This window comes from Pseudomonas sp. B7, assembly GCF_016735645.1.
Classification (GTDB): Bacteria; Pseudomonadota; Gammaproteobacteria; order Pseudomonadales; family Pseudomonadaceae; genus Aquipseudomonas; species Aquipseudomonas glycinae.
On sequence record NZ_JAERRE010000017.1, the window covers coordinates 1 to 12,479 of the forward strand.

Annotated in this window: 10 protein-coding genes; 3 read left to right on the plus strand and 7 right to left on the minus strand. The window is 59.2% G+C overall.

What is annotated here, in order from left to right; genetic code table 11:
* Together JKA62_RS27590 and JKA62_RS27595 are read left to right on the plus strand one after the other, a co-directional pair.
* Nucleotides 1–2,696 (plus strand): RHS repeat-associated core domain-containing protein (locus JKA62_RS27590; RefSeq protein ID WP_201820433.1); only part of this gene is annotated, 2,696 nt, incomplete at its 5' end.
* Between the two features lie 8 nt (nucleotides 2,697–2,704).
* Nucleotides 2,705–3,121, plus strand: a complete 417-nt coding sequence (locus JKA62_RS27595) for a hypothetical protein (protein WP_011333168.1) — start codon at nucleotides 2,705–2,707, stop codon at nucleotides 3,119–3,121.
* Between the two features lie 37 nt (nucleotides 3,122–3,158).
* On the opposite strand, the gene JKA62_RS27600 is transcribed toward JKA62_RS27595, so the two are convergent.
* Complete coding sequence (locus JKA62_RS27600) at nucleotides 3,159–4,949, minus strand: bifunctional diguanylate cyclase/phosphodiesterase (RefSeq protein ID WP_201820436.1); 1,791 nt, start codon at nucleotides 4,947–4,949, stop codon at nucleotides 3,159–3,161.
* Nucleotides 4,950–5,083: 134 nt separating this feature from the next.
* A complete protein-coding gene (locus tag JKA62_RS27605; protein ID WP_170929008.1) occupies nucleotides 5,084–7,168 on the minus strand; it encodes a carboxy terminal-processing peptidase in 2,085 nt (694 codons plus the stop codon).
* A gap of 181 nt (nucleotides 7,169–7,349) precedes the next feature.
* On the opposite strand from JKA62_RS27605, the gene JKA62_RS27610 reads away from it, so the two are divergent.
* Complete coding sequence (locus JKA62_RS27610; protein ID WP_011333171.1) at nucleotides 7,350–8,312, plus strand: zinc-binding dehydrogenase; 963 nt, start codon at nucleotides 7,350–7,352, stop codon at nucleotides 8,310–8,312.
* A 45-nt stretch (nucleotides 8,313–8,357) separates the two neighbouring features.
* Here the strand turns inward: JKA62_RS27610 and JKA62_RS27615 are convergent, their stop codons facing one another.
* From JKA62_RS27615 to JKA62_RS27635, 5 genes are read right to left on the minus strand one after another with little or no spacing between them, the layout of a single operon-like run.
* Nucleotides 8,358–9,011 carry an HAD family hydrolase gene (locus tag JKA62_RS27615; RefSeq protein WP_011333172.1) on the minus strand — a complete coding sequence of 218 codons (654 nt, stop codon included), beginning with the start codon at nucleotides 9,009–9,011 and terminating at the stop codon, nucleotides 8,358–8,360.
* Between the two features lie 34 nt (nucleotides 9,012–9,045).
* Nucleotides 9,046–10,035, minus strand: a complete 990-nt coding sequence (locus JKA62_RS27620) for an ABC transporter ATP-binding protein (RefSeq protein ID WP_011333173.1) — start codon at nucleotides 10,033–10,035, stop codon at nucleotides 9,046–9,048.
* Nucleotides 10,032–10,832, minus strand: coding sequence for an ABC transporter permease (locus JKA62_RS27625; RefSeq protein WP_201820439.1), 801 nt, complete (start codon nucleotides 10,830–10,832; stop codon nucleotides 10,032–10,034). The genes JKA62_RS27620 and JKA62_RS27625 overlap by 4 nt, the downstream gene beginning before the upstream one ends.
* Nucleotides 10,819–11,655, minus strand: a complete 837-nt coding sequence (locus tag JKA62_RS27630; RefSeq protein WP_011333175.1) for an ABC transporter permease — start codon at nucleotides 11,653–11,655, stop codon at nucleotides 10,819–10,821. The genes JKA62_RS27625 and JKA62_RS27630 overlap by 14 nt, the downstream gene beginning before the upstream one ends.
* A gap of 5 nt (nucleotides 11,656–11,660) precedes the next feature.
* The gene (locus JKA62_RS27635) at nucleotides 11,661–12,467 is read right to left on the minus strand and encodes an alkaline phosphatase family protein (protein ID WP_201820443.1); all 807 of its coding nucleotides are present in this window, start codon (nucleotides 12,465–12,467) and stop codon (nucleotides 11,661–11,663) included.
* Nucleotides 12,468–12,479: the final 12 nt, after the last annotated feature.

Genomic DNA, 12,479 nt, shown 5'->3' on the forward strand with positions numbered 1-12,479 from the left:
AGCTCAAGGCCTATGACGCGCAAGGTCGGTTGGTCGCCGAGCAGGATGCGCTGGGGGCGGTCACCGAATACCGCTACGACGATGCCGGACGGCTGATCGCGCTGATTCCGCCGGACGATGCGCCGACGTCCTACGAGTACCGCAACGGTTTCCTGCACAGCCGCTCACGTGGCGATGCCGTGTGGACGTACCGGCGTAATGCCCAAGGGGACATCACCGAGGCGGTCGATCCGGACGGCCATGTCACCCACTACCACCGCGATGCACAGGGGCGGTTGCTGTCGATCCGTTATCCGGACAGCGGCCGGCACGTGTTTGTGTGGAACGACCTGGGTCAGTTGGTCGAGGAAAGTCTGCCGGACGGTGGGGTTCGCAAGTTTTCCTACGACGCGTTGGGGCGGCGGATTACTGCGCAGGACGAACACGGAGCGGTCACTCGCCATGCCTGGGACGCCGTTGGCCGGCTGATCCAAACAACGCTGCCTACCGGGGCCACACGGGCTTTCAGTTACAGCGCCTACGGCCAGATCACCGCCGAGCGCGATGAACTGGGGCGTATCACCCGCTACGAATATGACGACGACCTGCACCTGGTCAGCCGGCGGATCAACCCCGACGGCACGCGACTGCAATACCGCTACGACCATGCGCAACTGCTGCTGACGGAAATCGAGAACGAATCTGGCGAAAAGTACCGGCTGGACTACACGCCGACCGGACTGATCCGACAGGAAACCGGCTTCGATGGCCGGCGTACCGCCTACGCCTACGACCGGAATGGCCACCTGCTGGAAAAGACCGAGTTCGGCGATGACGGCTCGACGCTGGTCACCGGCTATCAACGTGATGCTGCTGGGCGATTGCTGCTCAAGACCCTGCCGGACGGGGTCGAGGTCAGCTACCGGTATGACCGTTTAGGCCGTTTGGTCGGCGTGGATGACGGCCAGGATCACCCGCTGGCTTTCGAATACGACCTGCAGGACCGGCTGGTGCGCGAGCATCAGGGCTGGGGCACCCTGCGTTACACCTACGACGCCTGCGGCCAGCTCAGCCGGATGCGCCTGCCGGACAACAGCAAGCTCGACTACCACTACGCCAAGGGCGGGGCGCTGACCGCGATCGACCTCAACGGCGCCTTGCTCACCCGTCACGTCTACCAGAACGGCCGCGAACAGCAGCGCCAGCAAGGCCTGCTGCGCAGCGAATATGCCTACGATGAACAGGGCCGCTTACGCGCCCACGCCGTAGGCCATCAACGCAGTGCGCTGTACCGTCGCGACTTTGCCTACAGCGCCAACGGCAATCTCGAACACATCGCCGACACCCGCCACGGCCAGCGCAGCTACCAGTACGACGCCCTCGACCGGCTGATCCGCGTACGCCACACCCGCGACGACCTGCCGGAAAACTTCGCCCACGACCCGGCCGGCAACCTGCTGATGCAGGACCGCCCCGGCCCGACACAGATCAAAGGCAATCGCCTGCAAATACAGGGCGACCGGCACTACGACTACGACGCCTTCGGCAACCTGATCCGCGAACGCCGCGGCCGTGCGCAAACACTGGTCACCGACTACCGCTACGACAGCCAGCACCGCCTGATCGGCCTCACCCGTCCCGACGGCACCAGCGCGACCTACCAATACGACGCCTTCGGCCGGCGCATCCGCAAAACCGTCAACGGCCAGACCACCGAGTTCTTCTGGCAAGGCGACCACCTGATCGCCGAAAGCAGCCCGACCCAGCACCGCAGCTTCATCTACGAACCCGGCACCTTCCGCCCCTTGGCGATGCTCGACGGCAAAGGCCCGAAACGCGCCTGCCCGTTCTACTACCAACTCGACCACCTCGGCACCCCGCAGGAACTGACCGACTACAGCGGCGAGATCGTCTGGTCAGCCAAATACAGCGCCTACGGCAAGGTCACCTCGCTGGAGCTCGCGACCGAGGACTACCTGAACCAGCCGCTGCGGTTTCAGGGGCAATATTTCGATGACGAAAGCGGGCTGCATTACAACCGGCACCGGTACTACGACCCGGACGTGGGACGGTACCTGACGCCGGATCCGGTGAAGTTGGCCGGGGGACTCAATCAGTATCAGTACGTGCCGAATCCGACGGGGTGGGTGGATCCGCTGGGGTTGACGTCCAACTGTCCGCCGCCCAAAAACAATAAGATCCAGAAGTGCTCAGTACCAATTCAGGCTAACAAACCTAACGTAAATCAAGGGTTGCCTATCGTTCCGGCGGTTGGTAAAGATGGGCCAAAAAATGAAGCTGAAGCTAAACGTCAGGTATTAGCTTGGAACAGACAATACAGAATGCACTCTGTAGAAAAACATGGGCCAGAAATTGACGATGCAGCTTTAAAGCAGAGGTCAATAGACGGCTCACATCCAACAAAAAAAGGCGTTAGAGGGATGGTGGGGCCGAGTTCTCAATTCCGTAGTTGGATGATGCAGTTTCGAGCGTTGCATTTTGCTTTATCCAGGATGCATAAAAAAGTTCCTGAGCCTACAGGGTATGATGCTGACCAAAATCCTATTGTTAGGATGAAACTGCCAGGAGCAGGTCGTGGCTATAAACCTAATGAAAGAGATCTAAGCAATCCTCGTTATATAGATAGCTTGGATGGGGCGGAAGTGAAATTTGATAAACGAGATATTACACGGCCATTTACTGGCTTTCCAAGATAGGTGAAGTTATGTTGATGCAACCATTTACGGAATTTCCATATGAACCCCGGCTCTCTCACTTGTTGAGTGGGATATCGATTTATGATCGGGAAGAGACGCTTGGTAAGGCATTGTGGGTTTATGACCCTAATAAGTATGAGGATCAACAAGAAATAATTAAGAATTTTATTGTTCCTGAATTTGATTATCTAACCTATCGCCATAGGTTTTTGATTTATAAAATCCTTGAAAGCCATTTGCAGGATGCTGGTTTTGATTTTTCGGGAGAGTTTCAGAGCGACTTTGATAATCCGAGAGTGCTTGCATGGGACAAAACGGAAATAATAGATCCTCGTGGTTTTTTTGAACATATATATGAAATAGTTACTAAGTCGTGGAGGGAAGATTTACTTCGAGCGAACCTTGAAGATCAAGATCAATGGTGAGTTTTATTGGTTTAGCCGTTTCGTGCATTTGAAGAGGTCAGAACTGCTCGATTGTCTTTAATTGATGGAGGTTAGACAGGGAAAGGCTATCAATCAAATGCACGCTATACCCCGGAACATTCTTCGCATGATGCTTCGCCTGCGATGCCATTTCCGCCAACTGACTCGCATCCAGCTGCGCACACGCTTCAGGATGCAGATGCACCACGCCAATGGACAGTGACAACAACGGAAACTCCTGACGAATACCCTGGCGGTTCGGCGCAACAAAACACCCAGCTTCAAGATGTTCGGGGCGGTAGAAGCGTCGGCATTGACTCTGGAAATCCTCAAGCAATTGATTCAGCCGTTTGCGCCAATCCTCCGGGCCGAGCACCAACAGGAAATCATCCCCTCCGATATGCCCGACGAAATCGCGGGACGGGTCGACGCGTTCGTTGAGGCATTGCGCCAGACACAGCAGCACTTCATCCCCACGTCCATACCCATAGATATCGTTAAAGGGTTTGAAGCTGTCGATGTCGACATAGCAGATAACCGACTCGCGCCCCTGTTGCAGCAACCTCGTCAAACATTGCTGAATCGGCACATTCCCCGGCAACAAGGTCAGCGGATTGGCATAGCGCGCCTGCTGGATCTTCAGTTCGGTAATCAGCTTCAGCACGTCAATCACCCGGCCCAGGCCCAGGTAACCGCCGTTGAGGGTGATGATGAAGTCTTCTTCGATGCGTTGCCGGGCGCGGCTGGTGATCAGGCGGCTGACCTGTTGCAGCGACTGGCTCATTTCCACGGCGAGGAAGTCGTCGTTCATCAGGCGGCTGATCGGTTTGCGGGCGAACAGGTCGGTGGCGAACGGTTTGAGCAGCGCATCGGATAACGAGTGACGATGAACGATGCCGCACGGCTGACCCTGTTCGTCGAGCACCGCCAGCGAGTTGAGGTTGGCCTGACGGCGGAAGGCTTCCAGTACGGTGGCGGTCGGCGTGTCGCGATTCACGGCCGGTTGATCGTTGAGCAGGGCACTGAGGTCGCTGCCTTCATCGTTCAGCGCCACGGCGCTGCTGTCGTGCTTGGGCATCAAGGCGCGAGCATCGCGCGGCGGGTGTTCCTGAGGGCGGCCGAGCAGATAGCCCTGCACCAGATCCACACCCATCTCGGTCAGCACTGCCAGCTCTTCCGGCAACTCGATGCCTTCGGCAATCACTTGAGCTCGCGAGGCCTTGGCGATTTGCAGGATCGATCCAACGAACTCTCGTTTCAACGCATCCTGATGGATGCCGTCGATAAAGTGCCGGTCAATCTTCACGTAGTCCGGCCGCAGTTCCGACCACAGGCGCAGGCTCGAATAACCGGCCCCAAGATCATCGAGGGCGATCGAAAACCCCATCGCCCGATAGTGATGCAGTGCGGTTTGCAGCAACTGGAAATCATCGATTGGCGTCTGCTCGGTGAGTTCGATCACCACCTGACTCGGTGGAATGCCGAAATCCTGAAGCAGCTGCAGCGTGCGCCCCGGCTGGTGCGCGGCTTCAAGCAAGGATTCGGGAGAGACGTTGAGAAACAGCTTGCCCGGCAACTGCTGTTCGTTGAAACGGCGACAGGCGCTTTGGCGGCAGGCGATTTCCAGTTCGCTCAAGCGTCCGGCCTGACGGGCCACGGCGAACAGGGCGATGGGGGAGTGCAGCGGGCTGTTGGACGGGCCGCGGGTCAGGGCTTCGTAGCCGAGGATGCGCCGTTCGGAGAGGCAAATGATCGGCTGGAACAGGCTGTGTAATCCGCTTTGAGTCAGGATCGAGCTCAAGGCACTCAGCTGTTCGGTCGTGGTCATGGCAATCTCTGGCGATAAAAAAAGGACTGGGAGCGTTCTCGATGAAGAGAACCGCTCCCAGTCCTTTATTGCACGACAGAATGATGACTGTTTGATGACGATCCGGGGATCGTCAGCATTAAATTGCCATCACCTTACTTCTTTGCGACCTGATTGCTCAGCTTCAGGTAATCCAGCAGTACGCGCCCGGTCTCGCTCAGGTAGGCGTCGTCTTCCGGTTTGACCTTGTCCGGCTCGGCGGCTGCCAGGGCGTCGTCGTCTTCTTTTTTCAGCTCTTTGAGCGGTTCTTCGCCTTTGGCCTTGCGACGGATGTTCTCCATCGCCAGTTGCTTGGCGTCGATGTCGGCGTGCTGGGCACGGCGTTCGGCTTCATTGAGGCTGACGGTTTTCTCTTCCAGCAGCTTCTGCGCCAGGGCCAGCTTGTCGCGGATGAACACGAACTCCGCGTCCTTGGCGGAACGGGTGTCATGCTCGGATTTCAGCTGGGCCAGGTACGGCTTGAACGGATCGCTCGCCGGTTTGATCGCCGCACGGATGGTGTCCCACGGCATGGCTTCCGGCAGGGCGCTTTCGCCGATTTCCTTGGTGTCGATGATCGACGGGTAATCGATGTCCGGCAGTACGCCCTGATGCTGGGTGCTCTGACCGGAAACCCGGTAGAACTTGGCCAGAGTCAGTTTCAGTTCGCCATGGTTCAGCGGCTGAATGGTCTGCACGGTGCCTTTGCCGAAGGTCTGGCCACCGATGATCAGCGCACGGTGGTAGTCCTGCATGGCGCCGGCGAAGATCTCCGAAGCCGAGGCGGACAGGCGGTTGACCAGCAGCGCCATCGGGCCTTTGTAGAACGCGCCCGGGTTTTCATCTTCAAGTACATCGACCCGGCCATCGGCGTTACGCACGAGCACGGTTGGGCCCTTGTCGATGAACAGGCTGGTCAGCTCGGTGGCTTCCTGCAGGGAACCGCCGCCGTTGTTGCGCAGGTCGATGACCACGCCGTCGACTTTCTCTTTCTGCAGCTCGGTCAGCAGTTTCTTGACGTCGCGAGTGGTGCTCTTGTAGTCCGGATCGCCAGCACGGAAGGCCTTGAAGTCGAGGTAAAACGCCGGAATCTCGATCACGCCGAGCTTGTAGTCCTTGCCGTCCTGTTTCAGGTTCAGCACGGATTTCTTCACGGCCTGGTCTTCGAGCTTCACCGCTTCGCGGGTAATCGGCACGATCTTGCTGGTCTGATCGTTCGGCGCATTGCTGGCCGGGATGACTTCCAGACGCACCACGGTGCCTTTCGGGCCACGGATCAGCTTGACCACTTCGTCCAGACGCCAGCCGACCACGTCGACCATCTCTTTGTTGCCCTGGGCAACGCCGATGATCTTGTCGGCCGGAGCAACCTGCTTGGTCTTGTCGGCCGGGCCTGCCGGCACCAGACGCACGACTTTCACCTGATCGTTGTCGCTCTGCAACACGGCGCCGATGCCCTCGAGGGACAGGCTCATGTTGATGTCGAAGTTCTCCGCGTTATCCGGCGACAGATAGTTGGTGTGCGGATCGTAAGACATGGCGAAGGTGTTGATGTACGCCTGGAAGATGTCTTCGGCGCGGGTCTGGTCCAGACGCGCCAGTTGATTCTTGTAGCGTTTGGTCAGGGTTTCCTGGATCTGCTTCGGCTCTTTGCCGGCGATCTTCTGCCGCAGCACTTCGTCCTTGACGCGTTTGCGCCACAGGTCATCGAGTTCGGCGGTGGACTTGAGCCACGGAGCGTCCTTGCGATCGATCAGCAAGGTTTCCTTGGTGGTGAAGTCCATCTTGTCGACGCCTTTGTTCAGCTCGGCAAGGGCGAAGTCCAGACGCGCCTTCACGCGATCCAGATAGCGCTTGTAGATGGTGAACCCGGCGTTGAGGTCGCCGCTCTTGAGGAAGTCGTCGAACTGGGTCTTCCACTTGTCGAATTCGGCGATGTCGCTGGCCATGAAATAGCTGCGCGACGGGTCGAGCAGCTTGATGTAGCTGTCGTAGATGATCACCGAGCGCGCATCGTCGAGCGGCGGCTTGCTGTAGTGGTGACGCTTGAGCAACTCGACGACGTTCAGACTGGCGATCACTTCGTCGCGATCAGGCTGTAACTTGTCCCAGCTGTTGGCTGCGAATGTGGTGCCCGACACCGGCAACAGACCGATACCGATGAAAAGAGCGAGGGCGGTGCTGGGGAGCAGATGCTTCATGCTGATTCGACGCGGGGACAATTGATAACGCATATTAGGCCGTCTTTGAAGTCGCCGGTACCTCTACGCTCTGTACGATAACTGCTGTTCAGCGTTCGTTCAGACCCCAGGGCCGGTCGCATAATGCAAAAAGCCCGGCGCTACAGCTTCGGGCTCAGTCCAGACTCACTATGGAGGCACTGTGAAGGCATTGCAAGGCGTTGAAGGTCAAGTGGCATGGGTTGATGAACCAAGTCCTACATGTGATGTAGGACAAGTTCGCATCCGGGTGGCGGCAGCGGGCCTCAATCGCGCGGATTTATTACAGAAAGCCGGTCTTTATCCACCCCCTCCAGGTGCCAGCCACGTGCTGGGTCTTGAATGCTCCGGGGTGATCAGCGAGGTCGGCGCGGGCTCGTCCTGGCAGGTCGGTGACCGGGTCTGCGCCTTGCTGGCCGGGGGCGGGATGGCGCAAGAGGTGGTCGTCGACGGACGGCATGTGCTGCCGGTTCCGGAAGGCGTGTCGCTGATTGAAGCGGCGGCGTTGCCCGAGGTTTACGCGACCGTCTGGCTGAATGTGTTTCAACTCGCTGCGCTCAAACCGGGTGAGAAAGTTCTTCTGCACGCCGGGGCCAGTGGCATCGGCTCGGCCGCCATTCAACTGTGCAAGGCTTTCGGCAATCCGTGCTGGGTCAGCGTCGGCTCGGCCGAGCGGCTGGCCTACTGCGAATCGCTGGGTGCCCAGGGCGGGGTGGTGCGCACCGACGATCTGGAAAGCCTGCGGGATTTCGGGCCGTTCGATGTGATCCTCGATCCGGTGGGCGGCAATTATTCGGCGTTGAATCTGAAGTTGCTGGCCCAGGACGGACGCTGGGTGCTGATCGGTCTGATGGGCGGCCGTGAGGCAAAACTGGATCTGGCCCAGGTGCTGGCCAAGCGCGTGCAACTGCTGGGCTCGACCCTGCGCAGCCGTGACGATCAGTTCAAGGCCGACCTGTTCAGCGATCTGAGCCAGCACGTGTGGCCGCTGTTTTCCGAAGGGCGCCTGAAGCCGCAACTGGCCAAGGCTTTCCCGATCAAGGATGCCGAGGCTGCGTTTGCAGAGCTTGCGAGCAACACCGTGGCAGGGAAGCTGGTGCTGGTGATCGACGAAAGCCTGAGCTGATCATCATTGCTTGTGGGAGCAGGTCTGCTCCCACAAGACCATCGCTTACTTCCAGAGGTGGATCGGCCAGCCGGACTTCTCGGCCTCTGCCAGCAACACCGGATCCGGATTGACCACATGCGGGTAATCCACCTTCAGCAGCAGCGGCAGATCATTGCGTGAGTCGGAATAGAAACTCGCGCCCTCAAGATTTTCTTCTTCGGCATCCAGCCATTCCAGCAAGCGGGTGATCTTGCCTTCGCGGTAGGTCAGGGTGCCCACGGTGTGGCCGCTGTACACGCCATGCGCCACTTCCAGTTCGATTCCCAGCACCTCGTCGATGCCCAGTCGATCGGCAATCGGTTTGACCAGGTGCGTGCCCGAGGCCGAGATCACCAGAATCCGGTCACCGGCCTTGCGATGGGCAGCGATGGTTTTGGTGGCGTCGCTGAAGATGATCGGCTCGATGAAATCCTCAACCCATGGGCCAACCAAGTGCTCGACTTCCTCCGGGGTGCGACCGATCAGCGGTTCGAGGCTGAAGTCCATGTAGTCTTCCATGCGCAACTTGCCATGGCTGTAGGCGTCCATCAGCTCGTTGTTCCGGCGCATGAACGACTCGGGATCGACCCAGCCCAGGCGCCCCATCTGCTCGCTCCAGAGGGTGGCGCAGTCGCCGTGGATCAGGGTTTCGTCCAGATCAAAAATTGCCAGGGCCATCAGTTCAGTTCCCTTTTGGGTGTCAGCAAAGTCATCAGGCTACCTCACACAGGGCGGTGGGATCGATGGAAAGTGACAGGCGCTGACCGTCGGGATGCAGATCCGCCGCCGAGCGGTTGAGCACATCCACCACCAGTTCCACGCCCCGGGCTTCGACGCGGTAGCGAATCACGTTGCCCAGCAGGCTGTGGCTGCGAATCTGCGCATCGGGCTCGCCGCTGAGGCTCAATTCGATGGCCTCCGGGCGGATCGCGATGCGGTGGTTGATCGGCCGCTGCAACAGTTTCGACGCACTCTCCGCATCCAGCAGGTTGTAGTTGCCGATGAAGCCGGCGGCGAATACGTCGACCGGGGCGGTGTAGAGGGTTTCGGCGTCGCCGCTTTGTACGATCTTTCCCTGATTCATCAGGAAAATCCGGTCAGACATGGTCAGGGCTTCTTCCTGATCGTGAGTGACGAAAATCGTGGTCAGGCCGAGTTCGCGCTGGATCTGACGGATCTGTTCGCGCAAGTGTTTGCGAATCCGTGCATCGAGGGCCGACAGCGGTTCATCCAGCAGCAACAGGCGCGGACGGGTCACCAGCGAGCGGGCGAGGGCGACACGCTGGCACTGACCGCCGGACAGCTGATGCGGATAGCGGCTGGCGAAATCGTTGAGTTCAACCAATTTCAACACCTCGGCAACCCGCTTGTGGCTGTCGTCGGCATTGACCTTTTGCATGCGCAAACCGAAGGCGACGTTCTGTTCGACGGTCATGTTGGGGAACAGCGCATAGCTCTGGAACACCATGCCGATCCCGCGTTTCTGCGGGGTGAGCGGCACGATGTCGACACCATCGAGCAGAATCTTGCCGCCATCCACCGGCGTCAGGCCGGCAATGCAGCGCAGCAGGGTGGATTTTCCGCAACCGGACGGGCCGAGCAGGGTGACGAATTCGCCCTTCTGGATTTCGCAGTTGATGTCGCTGAACACGGTGGTGCCGGCGTAGTTTTTCTGAAGGTGTTGGACGCTGACATAGCTCATTCGCTTTTGTCCTTGTTCAAGATGTTGGCGACCCAGGTCAGGACCAGCACGAAAAAGAAGTAGGAAATCACCAGCGCACTGGTGAAGTGGCCGCTGCTGTTGCGCATGTTGTTGAGGTAGACCTGCAGGGTTTCGTAGCGGGTGCCGACCAGGATGTTGGCGAACACGAACTCACCGAACAGGAACGAGAACGACAACAGCAATGCGATCATCAGGCCCTTGCGCAGGTTCGGCAGCACCACCAGGAAAGCTGCCTGAAAGGTGCTGGCGCCGAGCAGTTGGGCGGCGTCCATCAGGTCGCGCAGGTTGATCGCCTGCAGGTTGTTGGTGATCGCCCGGTACATGAACGGCAGTGCCACGGTGAAGTAGCAGCCGATCAGAATCCACGGTGTGCCAACCATCGCCATCGGCCCGGAACCGTAGAGCTGCAACAGCCCCACCGACGACACCACCGGCGGCACTGCGAAGGGCAGCAGGATCAGGATGTTCATCAGCGCATCGAGTTTCGGGAAGTGGTAATGCACCACGAACAGCAGCGGCAGGATCAGCACCACGGACAGGATCAGCGCGCCGACGCACACCAGCAGCGACTGGCCGAAGGCGTGCAGGAAGCGCGGATCGCTCCACAACTGGATGTACCACTTGAAGGTGAAACCGCTGGGCAACACGGTCGCCGACCAACTGCTGGCGATCGAGTAGATCAAGGTGCCCAGCAACGGCAGCAGCAGGATTGCGAACAACAGATAGACCACGACGCGGTGGTAGACGCCGGCCGGGCCGGATTCAGCGCGAGACATGGTAGCTCCTCTTCAACAGCAATTGATGCACGACAGTCACCAGGGTCATCAGCGCCACCAGCACCACGGCCAGGGCGCTGGCCAGGTTCGGGTCGAGGGAAATGTCGCCGGATACCATCGCCGCAATCCGGATCGGCAATACGTTGAAGTTGCCGGTGGTCAGGGCGTAGACCGTGGCGTAGGCGCCGAGGGCGTTGGCCAGCAGGATCACGAAGGTGCCGAGCAGGGCCGGGGTCAGTACCGGCAGGCCGATGTGGCGCCAGAACTGCCAGCTGTCGGCGCCGAGCAGTGCGGCGGATTCGCGCCAGTCTTCACGCAGGGCGTCGAATGCCGGGTACAGCAGCAACACGCCGAGGGGAATCTGGAAGTAGGTGTAGAGGATGATCAACCCGGTTTTCGAATACAGGTTGAAGTCCTCGATGATCCCGGCCTGCTTCAGCATGATGGTGATGCTGCCGTTGAAACCGAGCAGGATGATGAACGCAAACGCCAGGGGCACGCCGGCGAAGTTGCTGGTCATGTTGGCGAAGGCGTTGACGAAGTTGCGCAGTTTTGAATCGACCCGGCGCAGGGAGTAGGCGCCCAGCACCGCGATGATGATCCCGAACACACTCGACCAGAAACTGATTTCGAGGCTGTACTGGATCGCCTGCAGATAGAACTTCGAATTGAAGATCTTGCTGAAGTTGGCAAAGCCCCAACCGAATTCTTCCGATTGCAGGCTGTTGATCATCACCCAGATCAGTGGGGCGATTTCGAACACGATAAAGAACAGTGCGAAAGGCACCAGGCACAGGGCGGCCAGCCATTTGCCGCGAGTCATTGAGTTCACTTGAGCAACTCCCGGCACACAGGTTTGTCGTGAGGTACGCCGAGCAGCTCGCAGACGGTGCCGCAGATGTCGGTCTGCTTCGGCATGGCGTCGGTGTTTAAACTGAAGGCGTCACCGAGTACAAACAACGGTACCTGGCGTTCTTCCGGCAGCAGGCCGTTGTGCGAGCGGTCGTTGTTCATGCCGTGGTCGGCGGTCACCAGCACCTGGCAACCGGCGTCGAGCCAGCCTTGCAGGTAGTCGGCGAGGATGATGTCGGCGCTGCGTGCACTGTTGCGGTATTGCGGGGTGTCGAGGCCGTGCTTGTGGCCGGCGTCGTCGATGTTCATCGGATGGATCAGAAGAAAATCCGGGGCATGGCGCAGGCGCAGGTTTTCGGCGTCGGCGAACAGGTGCGAATCCGGGTAGTGATCGTTCCAGTAGAAGTGGCCATGCTGGATCGGTAGCGTCGGGTCATCGGTATGCCGATCCCGTGCCGCCACGAACGGCGAGCGGTTGTACAGCTCGCTGACCCAGTGGTAGGCCGCGGCGGCGGTTTTCAGACCGGCATCGCGGGCGTAGTCATAGATGCTGCGCTGATTGGACAGGCGCGAGACGTTGTTGTGGACGATGCCGCTGTCGATCGGCGGTACGCCCGTGAGGATGCATTCGTAAAGCGGTCGGGACAGGGCCGGCAGCTCGCACTCCAACTGGTAGAGCGCGGCGCGTCCTGCGCCAACGTAAGCCTGCAGATGCCCCATGGCGTGACGCGCGACCTCGTAGTTGAGGCCGTCGAGCACGACAAGGATGACGGTGTGCTTCATAGGGGCAAAAAC